Annotated in this window: 18 protein-coding genes; 8 read left to right on the forward strand and 10 right to left on the reverse strand. The window is 42.3% G+C overall.

What is annotated here, in order from left to right; translation table 11 throughout:
* Positions 1–9: 9 nt before the first annotated feature.
* Positions 10–708 (reverse strand): phosphoribosyltransferase family protein, encoded by a 699-nt coding sequence (locus O3Q51_03230; protein ID MCZ4407805.1) that lies wholly within the window; start codon positions 706–708, stop codon positions 10–12.
* An 80-nt stretch (positions 709–788) separates the two neighbouring features.
* Between O3Q51_03230 and O3Q51_03235 the strand changes: the two genes are divergently transcribed.
* On the forward strand, positions 789–1,700 hold the full coding sequence (locus O3Q51_03235; protein ID MCZ4407806.1) for a hypothetical protein: 912 nt from the start codon (positions 789–791) through the stop codon (positions 1,698–1,700).
* On the opposite strand, the gene O3Q51_03240 is transcribed toward O3Q51_03235, so the two are convergent.
* Complete coding sequence (locus tag O3Q51_03240) at positions 1,701–5,156, reverse strand: hypothetical protein (GenBank protein MCZ4407807.1); 3,456 nt, start codon at positions 5,154–5,156, stop codon at positions 1,701–1,703.
* Positions 5,157–5,272: 116 nt separating this feature from the next.
* On the opposite strand from O3Q51_03240, the gene O3Q51_03245 reads away from it, so the two are divergent.
* Positions 5,273–6,046 carry an exodeoxyribonuclease III gene (locus tag O3Q51_03245; protein ID MCZ4407808.1) on the forward strand — a complete coding sequence of 258 codons (774 nt, stop codon included), beginning with the start codon at positions 5,273–5,275 and terminating at the stop codon, positions 6,044–6,046.
* Entirely contained in the window at positions 6,046–7,785 is a 1,740-nt protein-coding gene (locus O3Q51_03250; GenBank protein MCZ4407809.1) for an ABC transporter substrate-binding protein, read from the forward strand. Before O3Q51_03245 ends, O3Q51_03250 begins: the two co-directional genes overlap by 1 nt.
* 6 nt (positions 7,786–7,791) lie before the next feature.
* Here O3Q51_03250 and O3Q51_03255 read toward each other — a convergent pair whose 3' ends face one another.
* Positions 7,792–8,481, reverse strand: a complete 690-nt coding sequence (locus O3Q51_03255; GenBank protein MCZ4407810.1) for a hypothetical protein — start codon at positions 8,479–8,481, stop codon at positions 7,792–7,794.
* A 107-nt stretch (positions 8,482–8,588) separates the two neighbouring features.
* Here O3Q51_03255 and O3Q51_03260 point away from each other — a divergent pair, with 107 nt between their 5' ends.
* Positions 8,589–9,566: an OmpA family protein gene (locus tag O3Q51_03260; GenBank protein ID MCZ4407811.1), complete on the forward strand. Its 978-nt coding sequence runs from the start codon at positions 8,589–8,591 to the stop codon at positions 9,564–9,566.
* Here O3Q51_03260 and radA read toward each other — a convergent pair.
* The 4 genes from radA to panC are packed head-to-tail and all read right to left on the reverse strand — an operon-like array spanning position 9,563 to position 13,269.
* A complete protein-coding gene (gene radA, locus O3Q51_03265; GenBank protein MCZ4407812.1) occupies positions 9,563–10,921 on the reverse strand; it encodes a DNA repair protein RadA in 1,359 nt (452 codons plus the stop codon). The genes O3Q51_03260 and radA overlap by 4 nt on opposite strands.
* The gene (locus O3Q51_03270) at positions 10,914–11,432 is read right to left on the reverse strand and encodes an adenylyltransferase/cytidyltransferase family protein (GenBank protein ID MCZ4407813.1); all 519 of its coding nucleotides are present in this window, start codon (positions 11,430–11,432) and stop codon (positions 10,914–10,916) included. The genes radA and O3Q51_03270 overlap by 8 nt, the downstream gene beginning before the upstream one ends.
* Positions 11,416–12,423, reverse strand: coding sequence for a lysylphosphatidylglycerol synthase transmembrane domain-containing protein (locus O3Q51_03275; protein ID MCZ4407814.1), 1,008 nt, complete (start codon positions 12,421–12,423; stop codon positions 11,416–11,418). The genes O3Q51_03270 and O3Q51_03275 overlap by 17 nt, the downstream gene beginning before the upstream one ends.
* 12 nt (positions 12,424–12,435) lie before the next feature.
* The gene (gene panC / locus O3Q51_03280; protein ID MCZ4407815.1) at positions 12,436–13,269 is read right to left on the reverse strand and encodes a pantoate--beta-alanine ligase; all 834 of its coding nucleotides are present in this window, start codon (positions 13,267–13,269) and stop codon (positions 12,436–12,438) included.
* A 127-nt stretch (positions 13,270–13,396) separates the two neighbouring features.
* Here panC and O3Q51_03285 point away from each other — a divergent pair, with 127 nt between their 5' ends.
* From O3Q51_03285 to O3Q51_03300, 4 genes are read left to right on the forward strand one after another with little or no spacing between them, the layout of a single operon-like run.
* Positions 13,397–14,230, forward strand: coding sequence for a glycogen/starch synthase (locus O3Q51_03285; protein MCZ4407816.1), 834 nt, complete (start codon positions 13,397–13,399; stop codon positions 14,228–14,230).
* Between the two features lie 16 nt (positions 14,231–14,246).
* Entirely contained in the window at positions 14,247–15,656 is a 1,410-nt protein-coding gene (locus O3Q51_03290; protein MCZ4407817.1) for a DUF4270 domain-containing protein, read from the forward strand.
* Positions 15,657–15,662: 6 nt separating this feature from the next.
* Complete coding sequence (glmS, locus tag O3Q51_03295; GenBank protein MCZ4407818.1) at positions 15,663–17,510, forward strand: glutamine--fructose-6-phosphate transaminase (isomerizing); 1,848 nt, start codon at positions 15,663–15,665, stop codon at positions 17,508–17,510.
* 33 nt (positions 17,511–17,543) lie between these two features.
* Positions 17,544–17,771: a hypothetical protein gene (locus O3Q51_03300; GenBank protein MCZ4407819.1), complete on the forward strand. Its 228-nt coding sequence runs from the start codon at positions 17,544–17,546 to the stop codon at positions 17,769–17,771.
* 76 nt (positions 17,772–17,847) lie between these two features.
* Here the strand turns inward: O3Q51_03300 and cysN are convergent, their stop codons facing one another.
* Genes cysN through cysC form a run of 3 tightly spaced genes read right to left on the reverse strand, consistent with a single transcriptional unit; the run spans position 17,848 to position 20,648 of the window.
* Complete coding sequence (cysN, locus tag O3Q51_03305) at positions 17,848–19,122, reverse strand: sulfate adenylyltransferase subunit CysN (GenBank protein ID MCZ4407820.1); 1,275 nt, start codon at positions 19,120–19,122, stop codon at positions 17,848–17,850.
* Positions 19,123–19,134: 12 nt separating this feature from the next.
* Positions 19,135–20,040: a sulfate adenylyltransferase subunit CysD gene (cysD, locus tag O3Q51_03310; protein MCZ4407821.1), complete on the reverse strand. Its 906-nt coding sequence runs from the start codon at positions 20,038–20,040 to the stop codon at positions 19,135–19,137.
* Positions 20,040–20,648, reverse strand: coding sequence for an adenylyl-sulfate kinase (cysC, locus tag O3Q51_03315; GenBank protein ID MCZ4407822.1), 609 nt, complete (start codon positions 20,646–20,648; stop codon positions 20,040–20,042). The genes cysD and cysC overlap by 1 nt, the downstream gene beginning before the upstream one ends.
* Between the last annotated feature and the right edge of the window lie 217 nt (positions 20,649–20,865).

Below are 20,865 nucleotides of genomic sequence, written 5' to 3' on the forward strand. Positions count from 1 at the left end.
AGATCAAATTTAAGCCGTGGCGAGTGTGAGAAAACTCAGTTTTTTTGGTTTCGCTTCAAGTATGGTGTGCCCGCAAGCTTCGAGAGTCGAGCCTGTGGTCACAACATCATCAATGAGCAAAACGTGCTTTCCTGAGATTTTTTCAGGTTCTGTTACTGTAAAGATTCGTTCTACATTCTCCCATCTCTCAAATCGTCCTTTTTTGGTTTGGGTGGAATTGTTTGAAATGCGTTTTACAAAATCCGAGCCGATTTCGGACCCCAAGTATTTTTGGAGTCCTTCTGCTATTGAGTCGCACTGATTGTATCCTCTGAGGCGCCTTTTTGAGGGGTGAAGCGGAAGTGGAATAATGACATCGGGAACGGCGTAACCATCGTTCAACAGATCTTTGGCATAAAGTGCACCCAGCCTTCTCCCAATATCCTGTCTTCCGTTGTATTTTAGATGATGTAAAAATGCTCTGGATGAATTGCCTCGAGCGAAATAGAGAAAAGCTGAAGCGGAGTCGATTTGAATTCTTCCACGAAATTTATTGAAAACAGGGTTCGTTTCGAGCCTGTGATAATTGGTGCGAGGCAGCTTGATAAGGCAATCTATACAAATGGTGTCTTCTGTTCCGTTTAGAGGTTGGGCACAACCGATACAAATTTTTGGAAAGAATAACCCGGCGAAATCTCTCAACCAACCAAAATTGTACTTTTGCTTCATTCTAATCCAAGTTTTCACGTTTCGTCATTGAAAGATACTGAAAACAAGGAATTTTGATAATCTCTTAAAGAATTGAAATTATGACTGACAGTGCGGATTCTAACAGCAAAAAGCTTCTCATAGCAGTTATCATTCTTGCCATTACTACGGTGGTCTTGGGGATATTGGTCTTTACCAAATCACAAACCGTTGAGACAAAAGTAAACGCGATCTCGGGATTGGAGGTTGAAAAGCTTCAGCTTCAGAACGATTTGCAAGACATGTTGATTCAGTATGATACGGTTACGGTTGCTAACGAACAGCTGTCGGCAGAGATAACTGCCCAACAAGAGCAAATCAGAGAGATGCTCAAAGAAATTGATAAGCACAAGGACGATGCCTACATCATTTCGAAATTGAAAAAAGAGGCCGCCACTCTCCGAGATATTATGAAGGGATACTTGGTGACCATTGATTCCTTGAACACCATGAACCAAGACCTAATCAGGGACAATAATTACTTGGTTGAGGAACTGGTTGAGGCAAAGACAAAAACCAAAGAGCTGGAGAGTACCAAGGAGAATTTAGAAAATATAGTAGCGACGGGATCAATTCTGCAAACGCTTGAAATGACTGCCGTAGGACTCAGAATGAGGAATAACGGAACACAGAAGGAAACCAACAGGGCGGACAAGACGGAGATCATCAGAACCTGCGCCAAAATTGGAGAAAACAGGATCGCTACTGCTGGTCGGAAAACGATCTATCTCAGAATTATTTCTCAAGACGGAGTGGTCTTGCAGCCTGAAATGTCAGAAGACCAAAGCTTCAACTTTGATGGAGTAAGTGGAAAGTATTCGGTGAAGCGCACTTTTGAATATGCCAACGAGAGTGCAGATGTTTGTGTCTTCTTCAACATTCCTGCAGATTCGGAAATTCCTGAAGGAAACTACATCGTAGAGATGTATGAGGGCGGTGCATTGATAGGAAAAGCAGATTTTGATTTGAAATAATCAAAAGAAGGCTCTCACTTGCACATTCCCTGTGTGGATAGACCGCGTTTCTTCGGATTTACGACCGTTATAGGTTAAGCTGAGCTGAAGGTTTTTTCCAAGATTCCTCTGAATGCCCGCAGCCCAAGTAATGTTCTGACCGTTTTGCAATCCTTCGAGCATCTCATAAGATAAGCTGTTATTCACACCTCCAACGTAGTCGATTGTGATGTAGTTTATCTGCGCGAAGTATGTACCTTTTTCAATTTTGCTCAATCGCAAATCGGCGCCGAAATCCACTATTTCTGCTTGCTCTCCACCCAAGTTTTCTGCGTTTTCTTTTAGGGTATAAGTTCCTGAGAGGTTTGCCCTGAATGCCGTGCTTGGCTGGTAAGAGAGAGTTGGTTTGAGCGATATGTAATCGATGGCATAGGTGCGCCCTTCAAGAAAGTCAGAACCACTTAATCGAGTTCCTGTTTCTTGTTCTAGAATAACTCCGTACTTAGCCGTGAAGTTGTATCGCAAGCGCAAAATGTGCGCAGTATTTTCTCGTTCCTCAAAACCTGAAGTCAGCGGCGTTTTGCTTGTTTGATCACTGTAGGTATAGTCCACGCCAAATTTGGAACTCGTTCGGTTAAAGAAAAACGTGTTTCGAATACTCGAAGATTGAGAAATCAAATTCTCGGTTCCTGAGGGATCAGCAAAGGGGTTGAAGCGATCTACCTCGTCTTCTTTACGGGTTTTTCGCTGAATTCGAAAGGCCGTTTGATTACTGAATCGGGCCAGAACTTTCTTTATTCCTTCTTCTTTCATCCAAATTCCCGCAGGACTAATATTAATGCTTTGCGAGAACTGGTTGGAATATGCTCTTTCGTAATCATCAGTCGGGGTAAACACCCTAAGGTATCGCTCTCCATCTTCTGGTCTTGCTGTCTCAAATTCGTTGAGCTCTTTTACTCCGTTGTTGTTGTAATCGATCCAAGTAAAAGGCGCCTGTCCGGTAGGGTCAAGGATGTAAATAAACTCTTGTCTGCGCTCTAGCCCTGAACCGATTTCGTAAAATGTATTGGCGGTTATGGTGTTTTTGAAAAACCTACCCGCATATTCAATTCTCATGAGAAGTGTTTGTTCAGGCTCCTGTTCGGTAGACTCTTCATCTACAATTTCCAATATTCTGTTAGATACGGTCGCCTTTAGGGTGTTTTTTGGGTTGCCCAACAATGACATTTCAGCACCATAGTGAATGGCATGCGTGCTTTCTGAGTAGTCGTCTGTGGCAGCGGCAAAATCAGTTCTTTCGCGGTAGAATACTTTGTAACCCAGTTTTGAAGAATCCAGATTGGCTATGTAGAATTGCCAGTCGTAAAACTTATAGGCTGTCGCGGAAAGAGTGTCACTATCGGGCGCAAAGCGGAGGTTATCTTCCCGCTCATCGGTAAATCCGATTTTCGTAATCCACATATCTTTTTCGACCAGTGATTTATGTCTGGTAAATCGAGATTTAACGGCACCTTCGGTTTCAAGCAAGCTACCAATGAACCATCCCCTGAAGCCTTCTAAGTTTAAATTGGCATTTAGGTTATTCTTTAATCCAGTGTAATCACTTCCCGCATCAAATCGGTCAAGCGAATAAGTCAGATCGTACATACTCGCCTTTTTAATCCCCACCGCTCCTGTGATTATGCTTTGGGCATTGTTCTCCAAACTATCGTTCAAGCTCAAGTTCCAGTTTCTGGTAAACTCGACGGAGCGATAAGGTTCGATTGGCCTGAAGTTTTTGCCTCTCGACTCTATCATAGCCCTTCCAAAAACTTCAGCAGCATCGGGTTTTTTTGAGAGCGTTTCGGTATGCTCCACCTTGGCGAATAGTCCGTGACTCAAATTGTTTTCATCGCCAATCTCAGAAAAAGTGTTTTGATCATCGTTCGAAAATCCCGCCTCAATACCGGCCGATGTTTTTTCGGTAAACTTTCCGTTGGCACCTGCCATGAATAGCTGGTTTCTTTTTGGAGCGACCAATTGTCGAACAGGAGCGTAGTTACCGTTGTGAAAGACTTGTCCGCCAATCACCTCCGGCTCCACCCATTGAAATATCCTTCCGGTTGCATCAAAGCCTGCCTGTACGTAATCTCCGTTTCCTTCGCCTACTTCGCTGAAGTTTACGTTGTAGAGCGGAGTAGTTGGCTCCGTGACTCGCACAAAAACAGAATCATAGCCCAGAGAGTCTGTCAGCGTATAGAGAATTCGATCATTACTATACTCAAATACTTCCGTAAACCCCGGGGCTATCGCTAGAGACGGATCATTTCCGGCAAGGCTCAGTATAGTTTTGTCCTGATCGGTTAAATCTTGTTGAAGTGGTTGGTTCTTAGCGTCCTGCTCACTAAAGAAATTGATGAAAAACTGGAAGCGATCATTTTCTACTCCTGTAGAGGTTTGTACGAGACTGCGGCTGTAGTTTGCGTCAGTGTACTGAAATTCGACGGCTATTCGTTTGTCTTTGTTAATCAGTTGATTCGCAGTAAAGGTTATTTCTGCAGTGTTGTAGTCAATAACGTAGTCGTTTTGTTGCCCTCGTTGCATCTCCTTACCGTCAATAAATACTCGCTCGGTTCCTGCTAAAATGATGATGAACGATTCATTTTCATTTCCCGTAAGTCGGTAAGGCCCTTGATTTCCCTCGGTTCCCTTTAATATATCTCTGGAGAATTTACCACGAGATATGGCGGCGCTGGTTTGGGTGAAGAAGGTGTAGTTGCCTGCCCCCATTTTGCGCCGAGTTTCGTATGAAGCTCCTTGAGCACGTTTAAAATAGGTTGAGAAATAACCCAATGGTCTTTGAATGATAAAGTCACCTGCGGTAAGCTTATTCTGATCGTCATAGAGCTGAATAAAAACTTGATCAAACTCTTGTAATTGGGCCGTATTACCCTCCGGCTGAATAGGGATATTGTCGTCCGTAACCGATGCTAGGACACTGATCTCGTCAGTCAGTTTTCCACTGAGTTGAAGGCTGAGCGTACTATTCACGGTCAAGTCTTGATTGTTTCCAAAGCCCAGGCCCCGCGATATGCTTCCGGTTTTATTCAATCTAGTAGAGCCAAAAACGGATTGTTGCTGTGCTTCAGGGCGAAAGGTGTATGGATCGGAGTAATAGTCCTCTCCTCGCTGTATGATGGAGGGTGATCGTCTTTGATACTTTCTCGTTAAGTCTATAGCAAATACTCGGTATGAAATTTCAATATATTTTGGAGGCGATTTTTCTTTCCAGACCAGTTTTGCCTCTGCGGGCAAAAGCGAATACGAAGAGTCCGATACAATTACACCATTGGATTTAACCACAAAAGAACCCGGGTCAATGCTCACAGTATCAATAGAAGTAGTATCGCCCTGAAGAAGAAGTGTTTTACTTCTGTAAGATCCGAAATCTTGAGCACAAAGATGCGTCGTACCGCTTACAAGAGCGATAAGATACAACCCTACTATTGCCGTTTTCTTTAGACGACAAAAACACGGTAGTATAGGGAATCTATTAACTTTGAGCGTCTGAAAGAACATCGATTCGCCCACGTGGGCTCCTAAGAATACGCAATTTGAAGCTTAAAATTATATCATATAATGTCAATGGCATTCGTGCTGCCATTCGAAAAGGATTTTACGAATGGCTCGAAGATGCTTCACCTGACCTTGTTTTAATACAAGAAACCAAGGCAAAGCCCGAACAGATCGACCTCAAAGTAGCAGAGGAACTGGGGTATAAGTCATATTTTCATAGTGCAGAGAAGGCTGGTTACTCTGGAGTAGCAATTTTAAGCAAAATTGAGCCTGATAAGATAGTAGTTGGTTGTGGAATTGAAAAGTATGATCGCGAAGGCCGAGTTTTGAGAGCTGATTTTGGAGACCTTTCCATTATGAGCACTTACTTTCCTTCTGGAAGCAGTGGCGAGGATCGACAGGCTTTTAAGATGGATTTTTTAGCAGACTTTTCTGTATTTATTGAAAAGCTGAAGGAGGAAAGACCAAACCTGGTCATAGGGGGAGATTACAACATCTGTCACCGAGCTATCGATATTCACAATCCTGTTTCAAATAAAAAGTCCAGTGGATTTCTTCCTGAAGAAAGGGAATGGGTCACTCAATTCTTAGAATCAGGTTTTATCGATTCATTCAGAAGTGTGAATGGTGATGTGACTGATCAATATTCGTGGTGGACTTATCGCTTTAACGCACGAAAAAAGAATTTGGGATGGCGTATTGACTACCATATGGTGTCGCAACCTTTGCTGGAATCTATCGTTAAAGCGGATATATTAGGCGACGTGTTCCATAGCGATCATTGTCCTGTTTCCCTAGAACTTAACTTATAATGATTAGAACAGTTCCATCGTTTCTAAGCAGACTTCTTCTCGTAGCTTTTTTGTTCTTTCTCGTAAACGGTTGCGATAATTCGCGATCAGATAGCGCCGGAGTAAACGGTGAGGTAAATCACGAATTAAGTGGAGGGCTATTTAAAATGAGTCTTTCAGACAACATTCTCAGCATTTTTCCGCACAACTTAATTGACGCTGCAGCTTTCAACTTGATGAATCAAGTTTATGAAGGCCTTTTTGAGCTAGATGAAAAGACAAATAGTTTTAAGCCACAATTGGCCGAGTCATACTCCATTAGTGAGGACGGAAAGGTTTATACAATCGTTCTTAAGAAAGGAGTATTCTTTCACGATGACCCCATTTTTCCAGGAGGAAAAGGAAGAGAAGTTAAAGCTGAAGACGTTGTACATTGCTTTACCAAACTCTGTGAGCCTTCAGAAAATAATGCGCTTTACCCCTATGTGATAGATCTTATCAAGGGAGCATCTGAATTCAGAAAATCCAAAATGGATGGGAGAAAGACCTCCGAGAGTCCCGAAGGGTTGCGATTGATAGATGACTATATTCTCGAAATCGAATTAGAGCATTCCACTCCAAATTTTTTGGCTGTTCTCACGCATCCATGCTGCTGGGTTTTCCCAAAAGAACTGTATGAATATGAAGATCAGGTTAACAATTGGTGCATTGGTACAGGACCTTTCAAGGCCTTTACCATTAAAATGAACGACGTAATCATATTTCAACGAAATAAGAATTATCGAGAAATGGACAGTTTGGGACGATCACTTCCTTACTTGGATGCTGTTCGGTGCAACTTTGTAGAAAATGAAAGAGATCAACTTGACGCCCTCCTGGATGGTAATTTGGATTTAATCTTCAGCGTGCCAAGAGAGAATATTCAACAGTTGGTTGAATCAGCAAAAAGCACCGATGCAGGCTATAGCATCATGACCATTCCCGGAATGCGTGTAGAGTACTATGGTTTTCAGCATAGAAGCGACTTGTTTGAAAATGAAGATGTTCGAAAGGCGATAAATTATGCCATTGATCGACAATTCTTGGTAGACAGCGTCCTTAAAGGTTTTGGGGAGCCTGCCATATACGGTTTTGTTCCTCCTTCTGCCCCGGGCTACAACGCCAAGAGTCTTGAAGGCTACTCTTTCGACCCCGACCTTGCCAGACAGCTATTGATAGGTGCAGGGTTCGAAGATTCCCAAGATTTTCCCGTGCTAACTATTCAAATAAATGATGGTAACCCTACGGCACTGGATGTGGCAGAAGCTGTTCAAAAAATGCTTGCTGTTAATCTTGGATTAACCATAGAACTCTCAATTCTACCGAGGGATAAACACTATGAAGAAATTGAATTGGGAAATGTAGACATCTGGAGAGATGGATGGATAGCTGACTACCCTGATCCTGAGAACTTTTTGAAATTATTTCACGGTAAGCTTGTGCCGGATGATTCTGTTAAAGCCTCTTACTTGAATACTGTCAGGTTTAAAGACCCTGACTTTGATGAATTTTTTGAGCGCTCAACCAGAGAGACCAATGCTGAGTTAAGACAGAAATTGTTGTTCAAAGCAGATAGCGTTGTTATAGACAAGGCAGCTGTTGCACCATTGTATTACGAACAATGGGTTTGGTTGGTCAATAAGCGAGTTCAGAATCTTTCAGTTAGCCCAATGGGAAACCTTGATCTTTCCCAAGTTTACCTCTCGAAAGAGGAAGATTAAGAATTACTATTCGTTTTGAAGAAGAAACTCCTTTGCAACGGGCAATAAGGTTTCGAAAATGGGAATCTCCGTTTCTGTTTCGATGAGATACGTATTGATCTCATGATTTTCTCGATACTGCATCTTCAGTTCACGATAGTTTGGAAACCTTCCCGTCATTTTTTCATCTATAAATTGTGTCATCACATCTTTGTAGGACTCACTTTCGTAAGGTCTTCTCACAAATCGGTACTCATATTTGTAGATTCGAGTTTTTTTAGACCTATTTAATAGGATTAGGCCTCCGCTGCTTTGAGGGCTCAACAGCCCGATAGGGCGAATATTGATTTGCTCCATCAGCTGTTCCTTTTCTGAAATACCAAGTTGGTAGGTGGAAGATAGTTTTTCCAGTGCAAATCCCAGCACGTTGTTGAGCGTGCTCATTACCCCGTCATCAGAAAGTCGTTCGCGGATTAATCTGAGTTTTTTCACATCAACACCGATCAAATTCGTTCTCAACTCATTTTCGAGATTCAGAACGCTTTGCTTGTAAAAGTTAAGCTTTCTCAAATGATTCTGAATGTCGGGGAGATAAGGGAATAGCATTGACTCCTCAAACCGTTTTTGGGCTTGAGATGTGTATGCCAGCACCTGGTAGGTTTTGTATTCGTAATCGAATACAGGCTCAATTAGCCAATCATTGCTAAGCCTACTCATAAGTATTAATACTCTTTTGGTGAATAAAAGTTGCCGACCTTTGATATACTTAACGCAAAAAGGTAAGAAATTTGCTATTGTGTGTTCAACGATCTTAAACTAGCCATATGTCAAATACTTATTCCAAAGCAATCCTTCTCATTTTTACAATTGTCACCCTTACATCTTGTGTTCCTAATGGAAAATTTATGGATGTATCACAAAAGCAAGAAGCGTGTGAACGTGAAAATGAGCAGCTGAGGCTCCAGAATGAAAAGTTGAGCACAGAATTGAATGAGTTCGACACAAAGTATAATGTGTCTGAGCGAAAAATTGACGCATTGAAATCTGATACGGCGGTATTGGGGAATAGCTTGCGCATCTTGAGAAAACAATACGACAAGATCAACACTTTGAATGATCAACTTCTTTCCAAGACTGCGAGCTTGCGCGAAGGTACGGAAGCAGAGAAGCAAACCTTGATGGCTGAGCTTGAAACAGTTCGACTGTCTCTCTTAGAAAAAGAGGATGCATTGAACCAACTGGAAACAGCATTGAATACGAAAGAGGAAGAGCTTTTAGAAAGAGAGGCAAAGCTTACAGAGTTACGAGCAGCGATCACTGAGAAGGACTCGTTGATGAACGCTTTACGGCAAAGTGTTTCTGACGCTTTACTTGGTTTTGAAGGCAATGGACTCACGATTGAAAAGCGAAATGGTCGCGTATATGTAAGCATGGAGGCAAAGCTGCTGTTTGCCACTGGAGAAACTGCTGTGGATAAGAAGGGGCAAGAAGTGATTATTGATTTAGCCAGAGCTCTTGGCAATAGAGACGATCTTGACATCGTAGTAGAAGGTCATACCGATACTGATGAATTTCAGAGATCTACCTTTCCACGTAACAACTGGGATCTAAGTGTTCTCAGAGCCACTTCTGTTATAAATATCATGCTGGCCAATTCAGACATCAACCCTGAAATGCTAGTGGCTGCGGGAAGAAGTCAATATATGCCCATTGACCCGAACAACAAGGCGAAAAATCGACGAATTGAAATTATCCTTTCGCCTAAATTGAATGAATTGCTTGAAATGGTGAGCGAGGATTAACCAAACATTTCCGTGAGCATATCGCGCACATGTCCTACCGAGTGAATTTCCAGTTTACCCGATAGAGCAGACTTAGAGAGTTGATGGTGTTTGGAGATGAAAATGGATTTGAATCCAAGTTTATCCGCTTCAGCAATGCGTTGTTCAATTCTATTGATGGGTCTTATTTCTCCTGATAAGCCGACCTCACCTGCAAAACAAGTTTGGCGTGGCAGGCTTAAATCTTCACTCGACGACAATACTGCCGCAACTACCGCGAGATCAATGGAAGGATCGTGTATTTTGAGTCCTCCTGCAATATTCAAAAAGACATCTTTGCCCGCCAATTTAAACCCACATCTCTTTTCGAGAACGGCCAGTAGCATGTTGAGGCGCTTGACATCATAACCCGTAGCTGATCGTTGAGGAGTTCCATAAACGGCGGTACTCACCAAGGCTTGAACCTCTATGATGAGTGGGCGAATTCCTTCAATAATGGCTGCAGCTGCGGAGCCGCTTAAATTATCAGCATAGCCACTCAGCAAAAGTTCCGAAGGGTTTTCTACACTTTGAAGTCCTGAACCTTCCATGCGGTAAATGCCCAATTCATTTGTGCTACCAAATCGATTTTTAGTACATCTGAGCAAGCGAAAGACATGATTCTGGTCCCCTTCAAAAAGAAGGACAGCGTCTACCATATGCTCCAGGACTTTCGGTCCTGCAATGTTTCCCTCTTTGGTAATATGCCCGATTAAAAAGAGCGTGACTCCTTCTTCTTTGGCAAATCGCATTAGTCGAGCGGCGCTTTCCCTGATCTGACTAATCGATCCCGGTGAAGATTCAATCCACGACGCATTCAGCGTTTGAACGGAGTCTATCACAATAAAATCAGGTTTGAGGCTACTTGCGTGTTCAATAATAGCATCAGGATCGGTTTCGGTAAGTAGGAAACACTTTGGGTTGAGTTCCCCGATTCGTGAGGCCCGATCAGCAATTTGGGCTTTGCTCTCCTCTCCGGATACATATAGCACATTTGCCTTTTCGTATTTTAAAGAGGTCTGAAGTAGAAGAGTCGATTTTCCAATGCCTGGCTCACCGGCTATTAAAACCAACGATCCGGGGACCATTCCGCCCCCCAAAACGCGATCTGCCTCTGCATCACCAGTATGGTTGCGCTTGCCGGTCTCACTTTGCACTTCACTTATGGCCACGGGCAAGCTCTCCTTTTTTCTCTCTGAGGAGAATCCCTTTTTTGATTTCACGACAGTTTCTTCAATAAAGGTGTTCCACTCTCCGCAAGAAGGACATTTGCCTTGCCACTTAGGCGATTCAAAACCACAATTCTGGCAAAAGAAAACAGATTTCGATTTAGCCATTTTTAGACTTTTTAATAATCGCTGTTGTGCTGTACCCTTCTACAAGCGGTATGGAAACCGTACTCTTACCATTGGCACGTTGAATATCCGATCCAACGATGTAATTCTTTTGCTTTGGATCATCCTGATCGGGATCGTAGTCCCCACCTTTTAGCAAGACATCAGGTTTGATTCGTTTTACCAATTCATAAGGGGTGCCATCGCTGAAGATTACCACGGCATCAACGCATTGCAAAGCAGCTATCAACGTAGCGCGATCACGCTCCCCATTGATTGGCCTTTCGGGTCCTTTGTTCAATGACTTAACGGAAGTATCAGAGTTAACTCCCACAATGAGAAAATCTCCTTGTTCGCTGGCAAGATTTAACAGTGTCACATGTCCTCTGTGAAGAATGTCAAAAACTCCATTGGTGAAAACGATTCGTTTTCCTTTTACTCTGAGTCTTTGGGCCAGATTATCGAGTTTATCAATTTCGATAATCTTTTCGTTCACTCTATCCAGTCTGCTCATTGAGGCGATTTTTATTTAAGATGGGCATAAGAAACATGCATAATCCTCCTACCAAGACGATCATGATCGTTTGTGAAAACCAGAGAATCCATCCCAATGCAAATCCGCTTTCGGCAGAAATCCCATATAGCATAAGCGCTTGCATGATCCCTGCAGGAAAAGCTCCTATGCCACCGGGAATAATGACAATTGCAAAACTACCCAATACGAAACCGGCAAAAATTGCACTGATCCCTACGCTCGAAGTTTCTTCCAGTGCGAAGAAACAAACACCAAACATGGCAAGATACAGCCCCCAGATTGCAAGGGTTGCCAGCAGATACAACCAGCGCTTTTCCATTCTCACAATACTGCGCAAACCCTCCAGCAATTCGTTGATGAAGCTACGGATTTTACTAACCAAAGGGATGTGAGAGAATTTTTTGAGGAGGTAAAACCCTAATGCGATCAAAGCAATTACAGCTATGCCTCCGACAGATATAAGGGGCCACTCAAACTGATTTCTCGCAACACTGATTATTTCCAGTGCATATTTTTCTAAAAGCTCAAACTGAAGCAAAAGGGTAGTAAACGTGATGATCAGAAGTATAATGAAGTCAAGAGCCCGCTCGGATAGAATAGACCCAAAAGATTTTTGAAAAGGAACTCCTTCGTACTTAGTAAGGGCAGCAGCTCTGCTTACTTCACCTACCCTAGGAAGGGCCAGGTTGACCACGTATCCGATCATTACGGCCATAAAATTATTGGTCGTACTGGGAGAGTAGCCCATTGCCTCAAGCTGAAATTTCCATCGGTATCCTCTGATCCAATGGCTCAGTAGGCCCATAAAAAATGAAAGAAGGACCCAAAAATAATTGGCACTTTCGAAAGCTTTAAAAAGGTCGATTCTCTGGTCGGGGCTGAGTTGGTTGTAAATGTGCCACACCAAATAAATACCCAAACCAACAGGGATAATTATCTTAAGAAGCTGAATGGCCTTAGCTTTAAACATAATAGACTAGATTCAAATCTTCATGTTATCGATGAGTCTCACCTTACCAATTTTCGCAGCTAAGAGTGCTATTCTATCACCCTGAGTCGCATGGTCGGATGGAGGCTCAAAACTCCTGGGATCGACTACCTTGACATACTCAAGCTCAAGTTCGGGAAAATTGGTCAAATAACGCTTCCCAAGGTTTTCTAATTCCAAATGATTCATCGAGGTGCTGTTCTCTGACATCAATTGAAGCGTTTTTGATAGATGCAGGGCTAGGTTTCTCTCCTTTTTAGAGAGTAGCATATTTCTCGAACTGAGAGCCAAACCGTCTTCATCCCTTACGGTATCGCATCCTATTACTTCCACACCTAAGTTGTAATTTTTATTCAGTTCCGTGATAATTCGGAACTGTTGGAAATCTTTTAAGCCAAAATAAGCTCGTTTCGGCTGAACTATTTCGAACAATCTTTTCACAACAGAGGCAACACCATTGAAATGGCCTGGTCGAAAAGCTCCTTCCATCACATGAGATACTTCTCCGAGTTCATAGTGATGTTCGTCTTTTTCGGGGTAAATCTCATCCTTGCTAGGTAAAAAGACATAGTCAACATCGGCTGCTTTCAGAAGCTCCAGATCTTGGTCAACTTCGCGAGGATATCGGTCAAAGTCTTTAGGATCATTGAATTGAGTGGGATTGACAAAGATTGAAACGACCGTAAGGTCATTTTCGGAAGAACTCTTCTCTACTAAGCTTAAATGACCATTGTGCAATGCACCCATTGTGGGAACAAATCCAATTGATTTTTCCGGTAAGTTTTCAGCCAGAGAAGTCATTTCACCTGCCTTTCTGATCACTTTCATATGCTTCCGAAATGAGGGAATTTAAGGTTCAAAACGCCAAAGCGAAATTGGCCAAAGCTAACGAATAGATTGAGAAACCGAGAAAATTTAGTTATTTTTGTACTATCTAAACAATTCCCAGCATTTTATGAAGAAGACGAGAGTTTTATATGTGTCCCAGGAAATTACACCCTTCCTGCCGAAGAATGAATTGTCAGAAGTTTCTAGAAATTTACCTCAAGGAATACATGAGAAAGGCAAAGAAATCAGAGTATTCATGCCCAAATATGGTTCTATCAATGAGCGTAGACATCAGCTTCACGAAGTAATTCGCCTATCTGGAATGAACTTAGTGGTGAACGATACCGATCACCCTCTTATTATTAAAGTAGCTTCAATACCCACTGCGCGTATGCAGGTTTACTTTATAGATAATGAGGATTATTTCCAAAGAAAAGCAGTGCTTACTGATAAGAAGGGTAAGTTTTTCAAAGACAATGATGAACGCTCGATATTTTTCTGTCGAGGTGTATTGGAAACAGTTAAAAAGCTTGGCTGGGCTCCTGATGTGATTCATTGCCACGGCTGGTTTACTTCGTTCTTGCCACTTTACCTGAAAAAATTCTACAACGAGGATCCTCATTTTGCTGATTCCAAAGTTGTGTTCTCGGCATATTCTCGAGATTTTGAAGGTAAGCTTGATAAAAAAGTAGCGGAGAAGTTAAAGTTTGATGGTTTCTCTGATGAAGATTTGGGAGATTTGAAAAATGGCGAGGTTGACTTTGAAACTTTGACCAAATTTGCATTCAAATACGCTGATGGTATTATTGAAGCCAGTGATGATTTGTCAGATGGAATTAAGTCAGAAATTGAATCTTCCGATAAGCCGAAACTTGAATACTGCGATCCTGAAAATTGCGTTAAGAATTACAGTGAATTCTACGACGAAATACTTGAAGAAAATACTATTCTCGCAGAATAGACTTAAAGAAGGTAATATGTTAAACATAGATAAGCGGCCGCGTAAGTGGGCCGCTATCTTTTTTTTATTTGCTGTATTTACGGCATGTGAAAAACCCGAAGGGTCAGTAGGTATTGACCTGCAACCCGATGACGATATATTGAACGTTTCAGGCATTGATACTTTCACTGTTACTGCTGTTTCGTTGCCAGAGGATTCTGTGAGAACGGATGGGGTAGTAACGGGAATGGTAGGGGCCTATATCGACCCCATATTTGGATATAGTAAAGCTGATCACTATTCAGAACTGAGGTTAACCTCGTCGAACCCCATATTTTTTACGGAAGGTTCGTCCTTGGAGAATCTGGTTATAGATAGCCTTATTTTGAATCTGGCATTTGAGTTTGGTCAGGGTGTACCTGTCTATGGGTCTACCGGAGCGCAATATTTTCAAGTTTTTGAAGTGGCGGATTCGCTGGATGTTACCGAAGCTTACTACAGCAATCAATCGTTAGCCGTTTCAGATCAGGATCTGGTTTTGGAAGGAAGTAATTTGGTTAGTCCAAATTACCGCGATTCTTCTATAGTCGATGGAGTTGCATTCCGACCTTCAATCAGATTGCCTTTAACAGAGGAACTCGGCCAAAGAATATTTGATGCTAGTGAAGGAGATGGACTAAGTGCAACGGAATTTCTCGAAGTATTGAAGGGCTTTAAAATTACAGTTGATGATAATGCTGCGGGAGTCAACCTTGCCAATACCGGGATCGTCTCATTCAATAGTTTTCTGGGAACAAGTCGAATGGAGCTTTATTACCGAGATACGCTGGTTACGGAAGACGACCCGGAGCCCGATACCCTTTTCTATGATTTTGAGATTAGGGGTAGCACGGGAAAGTTTAATTCATTCCAACATGATTTTGTGAGAGGAGGTGAGCCATCACTCGTTAGACAAGTAGTCAACGGAGTAGCTTCTCCGGGGGAACAAACGCTTTATGCGCAGTCGATAGGCGGTGTGAAATTGCAGGTGGACCTGCCTTATTTAGAGAAATTACGCGAAGAAGAAGGAATTGCAATTGCTAAAGCTGAGCTGATTTTACCTGTCAATTCGAATAGTGGAGGCAGATATCCGGTTCCCGAAAGACTTTTGATATTTGGACTGGATGAGAATGGTGATGCCTTCTTGCTTGATGAATTCTTGCAAGACCCTCAAAATTACTCTTTTATCGATGGGGCCTTCGATGCTCAAAATGGGCAATACCGCTTTTTTATCACGCGATTTTTACAACAAATTCTTTCTGAAGAAAGGGAATTTGACGGTTTGGAAATTGTCGTACAGAGAGCTTCCACCACTGCAAATAGAGTTGTTCTTAACGGAGCGAATTTCCCAAACAGCGAGAATCCTGAAGATAATCTCAGACTTGAAATACTCTTTACTAATTTTTGACAGCCGATGTGTGGAATAGTTGGATATATAGGTACCAAAACGGCATACCCTATTCTTATAAAAGGATTAAAAAGGCTCGAGTATCGTGGATACGATAGTGCGGGAGTCGCAACCCTGGAGAATGACGAATTACGAATCGTCAAACAGAAAGGAAAAGTAAGCGGCCTGGAAGAAAAAGTTGAACAGGGTAAAGCAATGACGGGTACCATCGGCATTGGTCATACTCGTTGGGCTACTCATGGCCCCCCAAATGATGTGAACTCTCATCCGCACGAAAGTGAAGACGGGAATATGGCTATCATCCATAATGGAATCATTGAGAATTACGGGGCTTTGAGAGAGGAGTTAACAAAGCGGGGCCATGTTTTCAAAAGTGACACTGACACTGAAGTCCTCATTCACTTGATTTCCAATGTTCAGAAAAACGAGAATAACAGTCTTTTCGATGCAGTGCGTATCGCTTTAGGTGAAGTCATAGGAGCATATGCTATCGTAGTTTTGGATAAGAATAACCCAAATCAACTGATTGCTGCGAAAAAGGGAAGTCCATTGGTCATTGGACTTGGGCACGATAAAGAGTTTTTCATTGCATCTGATGCTACTCCTATTATTGAATACACCAAGAACGTTATTTACTTGGATGATGAGGAAATAGCCATCTTAGATAGAGTGGAAGGGTTCACCCTAATGAACATAAAGAATCAGAAGAAAACCCCTTATGTACAAGAGTTAGAGATGCAACTGGAAGTCCTGGAAAAGGGCGGATACGAGCATTTTATGCTAAAGGAAATTTACGAGCAACCCAGGTCGGTGAGGGATTCCATGCGCGGAAGATTAAGAGTAGATTCAGGACAAGTAGAATTGGGTGGTATTCGCGATTATGTATCGAAATTCGTAAACGCCAACAGAATACTCATAGTGGCTTGTGGTACCAGCTGGCATGCCGGGTTGGTTGGAGAATATCTTTTTGAAGATCTGGCCAGAGTGCCTGTTGAAGTGGAATACGCATCGGAGTTTCGTTATCGAAATCCTGTCATTTACGAGAACGATGTGGTCATTGCCATCTCTCAATCGGGAGAAACAGCTGACACTTTAGCTGCCATTGAATTGGCAAAGTCAAAAGGAGCTACGATCATTGGAATTTGTAACGTTATTGGATCATCGATTCCGCGAATGACTCACGCAGGTTCATATACACATGCAGGTCCAGAAATCGGAGTAGCATCGACGAAGGCTTTTACTGCTCAGGTGACTGTTCTTACTTTGATGGCCCTTCATATAGCCAAGCAGAAGGGGACGATACCCGAAAGCAGATTTCAGCGATTGTTGATCGAGCTAGATAGTATTCCGGATAAGATTGAGAAAATTCTTGAATCGAATGAGCTGGTGAAGGAAATAGCACGGATTTATCAGGATGTGCCAAATGCACTTTATTTAGGAAGAGGATATAACTTTCCTGTAGCTCTTGAGGGAGCCTTGAAACTTAAAGAGATCTCATACATTCATGCCGAAGGATATCCTGCAGCTGAGATGAAACATGGGCCTATTGCCTTGATTGATGAGGAAATGCCAGTCATTGTGGTTGCCCCTCGCGCAGGATCTTACGAGAAAATTGTCAGCAACATTCAAGAAGTGAAGGCAAGGAAAGGAAAGATTATTGCGATAATTACTGAAGGAGAAAGGCAAATAAAGGAAATGGCTGATCATACGATCGAAATCCCCGATGTCGATGAGTGCCTAATGCCATTGGTTACCGTTATTCCCCTTCAACTTTTGAGTTACCATGTAGCCGTAATGAGAGGTTGCAATGTTGATCAGCCAAGAAATCTCGCTAAAAGTGTTACTGTTGAATAAACCCTAATTAACAAATCAAATAAAGTCTAAAGAATGAAAAGAGTATTTATCACCTTAAGCCTAATTGCATCATTGACCTTTGTAGGTTGCGAATCTGAAACTCCTGCAGAAAATGCTCAGGAAAAAGCAGAAGAAATGACTGATGAGCTCATGGATGACATGGAAGAAGCAGGAGAGGATATGGAAGATGCCATGGAAGATGCCGGAGAGTCTATTGAGGAAGCAGCAGATACACTTATGCAAGACGAAGAAGAGATGTAATTTGACTCTTTTTAAAACAAATAAAAAACTCCGTGATCCAATGGGTCACGGAGTTTTTAGTTTGTGTAAATTCAGATTATTCTATAATCATTCCTGCACCAACCGTTTCATTCGTGGCTTCATCTATTAAAATAATGCTACCGGTTATTCTGTTTCGTGAATAACGATCGTAAAACAAAGGTTGAGTTGTTCTGATTTTGATGCGCGCCATGTCGTTCATCTCGATGTTTTTCTCATCCTCTAAACGGTGCAAAGAATTGATATCTACCTTGTATTTGATCTCTTTTACAATACATCTTGCGTCTTTGGTCGTGTGCTTTACAGCGTACTTTCCATTCGCCATGAGAGGCTTTTCACCCATCCAGCAAATCATCATCTCAATATCCTGACCGACCTCGGGCTGGTTATTGGGCCTTACGATCATATCACCGCGACCGATGTCAATATCATCCTCTAATCGCAAAGTGACGCTCATAGGAGCAAAAGCTTCATCTATCTCGCCTGTGAATGTGTCAATAGCCGCGATCTTTGAGGTAAATCCTGAAGGGAGTACTACTACGTCATCACCTTTTTTGAGTACACCACCTGCAACGCGACCGGCATAACCTCTGTAGTCATGGTACTCAGTGGATTGCGGACGCACTACGTATTGAACGGGGAAGCGGCAATCCACAAGGTTTTGATCACTGGAAATATGGATGTTCTCCAAGGTATACATCAGGGTACTGCCCTCGTACCAATCCATATTTGTGGATTTGTGTACGACGTTGTCTCCCTTCAATGCGCTAATCGGAATAAAGCGAATGTCATTCACTTCTAACTTGGAACTAAAGGCTTCAAGCTCTTCTTTAATCTCCTCAAAACGTTCTTCGCTGTAGTCAACCAAGTCCATTTTGTTAATGCAGTAAACTACATGCGGAATCTTTAACAAAGATGCGATAAACGAGTGTCGAGCCGTTTGCTCAACAAGCCCGTGGCGAGCATCTACAAGAATGATTGCCAGGTTTGCCGTTGAAGCACCCGTCACCATATTCCGTGTGTACTGGATGTGACCGGGAGTATCAGCAATGATGAATTTTCTCTTTGGAGTTGCGAAGTATCGGTAGGCAACATCAATGGTGATTCCTTGTTCTCGCTCAGAACGAAGACCATCGGTTAAAAGTGCCAAGTTAACTTCAGCTTCAACACCGCTCTTTTTAGAAGCTTGTTCAATCGCTTCCATCTGATCGGCGAAAATACTTTTTGAATCGTAGAGCATTCTACCAATCAAGGTTGATTTACCATCATCTACACTTCCCGCCGTGGTGAAGCGCAGTAGATCCATATCTAAATATGCGTGTTCTTTAGTCATTGTTGAGGTAGGTTAAAAGTATCCTTGTTTCTTCCGGTCTTCCATGGCAGCTTCACTTCGCTTGTCATCAGATCGTGCGCCACGTTCAGTAACTCGAGTGGCAGAAACTTCTTCAATTATTTTTTCAAGATTGTCGGCATCCGATTCTACGGCACCCGTGCAAGTCATGTCTCCAATGGTACGGAAACGCACCTTCTTCATTTCAGGAATTTCTCCATCTTTTCTTGTGATAACTTCTGTATCAGCAAGGAGCACTCCGTCGCGCTCAAACACCATTCTTTCATGGCTGAGGTAGAGGTGAGGAATGGCGATGTCTTCCAATAAGATATATTGCCATACATCCATCTCTGTCCAGTTTGATATTGGGAACACTCTGAAGTGTTCTCCCATGTTTTTCTTTCCGTTAAAGAGATTCCAAAGCTCAGGTCGCTGGTTTTTTGGATCCCACTGACCAAACTCATCTCGGTGACTAAAGAAGCGTTCTTTGGCACGAGCCTTCTCTTCATCTCTTCTTCCCCCACCCATGGCGGCGTCGTACTTTCCTGCCTCCAATGATTCAAGAAGTGTGACCGTTTGCAAAGCATTACGGCTGGCGTTGTATCCTTTTTCTTCAACTACTTTCCCTTCGTCAATTGATTGTTGAACGGATCCGACAATAAGTTCAGCTCCTGTTTCTTCCATCAATTTATCCCGAAATTCTATGGTTTCCGGAAAATTGTGTCCTGTGTCTACGTGTAGCAAGGGGAATGGTACCTTGCCCGGATAGAACGCCTTTCGGGCTAAGTGAAACATTACAATAGAATCCTTTCCTCCGGAAAATAACATTACCGGATTCTCAAATTGAGCGGCTACTTCCCGTAGGATGAAGATTGACTCAGATTCGAGTTCTTTTAAGTGTGTTAGACTGTAAGATTGCATCAGTCGTATTTTATTTTGGTTGATATAAAATTCAATAGTTGATCAGCAGATTCTTCCGCTGTTTGATTTTCGGTAAATAGAGTTAATTCAGGGCTGGCAGAAGCTTCAAAAGGAGAATCAATCCCGGTAAAGTTCTTGATTTCACCTTTTCGGGCTTTTTTGTACAAACCTTTCACATCTCGCTCTTCACAAATGTGAAGCGGAGTGTTTACAAAGACTTCATTGAAACTGTTATCACCAATTATTTCGCGGGCCATGCTCCGAATTTCCACGGTAGGACTTACAAAACAGTTGATGGTAATAATCCCACACTCATTGAAAAGTTTATTTACTTCTGCGATACGACGAATGTTTTCTCTACGGTCTTCTTCCGTGAAACTCAAATTATTATTTAAGCCATGGCGTACGTTATCACCGTCAAGAAGTTGTACGAGATGTCCTTTATCGTGAAGCTTTCTCTCCACAATTTTTGCTACTGTAGTTTTGCCTGAACCGGATAAGCCCGTCATCCAAATGGAAATGGCTTTTTGCTTTAGTAGTGCTTCTTTTTCACCTCGCTGAACGACTTCGTCGTAAAAGGTAAAAATGTTGTTTTCTCTTTCCTTCATAATGATTGGAGCGCAAAAGTACGAATACTTGGCTGCAAATGAAGCGAATAACGTTTCTATCGCTTTAAGAAATAAATAAGTATTGGCTTTACTAACGGTGAGAGATCAGTTTAGGTTACCATCTGGGTGTGGTAAACTATTAAAATGCAGAAATGTACGGCACAGAAAAAAGGTCTTATCGGTTGGCAAGGGTTTTTTACAGAGAAATCAATTCCAT

The sequence above is a fragment of the Cryomorphaceae bacterium 1068 genome (assembly GCA_027214385.1).
In the GTDB taxonomy this organism is placed as follows: domain Bacteria; phylum Bacteroidota; class Bacteroidia; order Flavobacteriales_D; family Cryomorphaceae; genus JAKVAV01.

Excerpts from the sequence above, each read along its gene's own strand:
- O3Q51_03260 (MCZ4407811.1), top strand. The coding sequence starts at position 8,589 with ATGTCAAATACTTATTCCAAAGCAATCCTTCTCATTTTTACAATTGTC.
- O3Q51_03255 (MCZ4407810.1), bottom strand. The coding sequence starts at position 8,481 with ATGAGTAGGCTTAGCAATGATTGGCTAATTGAGCCTGTATTCGATTAC.
- cysC (MCZ4407822.1), bottom strand. The coding sequence starts at position 20,648 with ATGAAGGAAAGAGAAAACAACATTTTTACCTTTTACGACGAAGTCGTT.
- O3Q51_03285 (MCZ4407816.1), top strand. The coding sequence starts at position 13,397 with ATGAAGAAGACGAGAGTTTTATATGTGTCCCAGGAAATTACACCCTTC.
- O3Q51_03270 (MCZ4407813.1), bottom strand. The coding sequence starts at position 11,432 with ATGAGCAGACTGGATAGAGTGAACGAAAAGATTATCGAAATTGATAAA.
- O3Q51_03250 (MCZ4407809.1), top strand. The coding sequence starts at position 6,046 with ATGATTAGAACAGTTCCATCGTTTCTAAGCAGACTTCTTCTCGTAGCT.
- radA (MCZ4407812.1), bottom strand. The coding sequence starts at position 10,921 with ATGGCTAAATCGAAATCTGTTTTCTTTTGCCAGAATTGTGGTTTTGAA.
- cysD (MCZ4407821.1), bottom strand. The coding sequence starts at position 20,040 with ATGCAATCTTACAGTCTAACACACTTAAAAGAACTCGAATCTGAGTCA.
- O3Q51_03300 (MCZ4407819.1), top strand. The coding sequence starts at position 17,544 with ATGAAAAGAGTATTTATCACCTTAAGCCTAATTGCATCATTGACCTTT.
- O3Q51_03230 (MCZ4407805.1), bottom strand. The coding sequence starts at position 708 with ATGAAGCAAAAGTACAATTTTGGTTGGTTGAGAGATTTCGCCGGGTTA.
- O3Q51_03235 (MCZ4407806.1), top strand. The coding sequence starts at position 789 with ATGACTGACAGTGCGGATTCTAACAGCAAAAAGCTTCTCATAGCAGTT.
- panC (MCZ4407815.1), bottom strand. The coding sequence starts at position 13,269 with ATGAAAGTGATCAGAAAGGCAGGTGAAATGACTTCTCTGGCTGAAAAC.
- O3Q51_03290 (MCZ4407817.1), top strand. The coding sequence starts at position 14,247 with ATGTTAAACATAGATAAGCGGCCGCGTAAGTGGGCCGCTATCTTTTTT.
- glmS (MCZ4407818.1), top strand. The coding sequence starts at position 15,663 with ATGTGTGGAATAGTTGGATATATAGGTACCAAAACGGCATACCCTATT.
- O3Q51_03275 (MCZ4407814.1), bottom strand. The coding sequence starts at position 12,423 with ATGTTTAAAGCTAAGGCCATTCAGCTTCTTAAGATAATTATCCCTGTT.
- cysN (MCZ4407820.1), bottom strand. The coding sequence starts at position 19,122 with ATGACTAAAGAACACGCATATTTAGATATGGATCTACTGCGCTTCACC.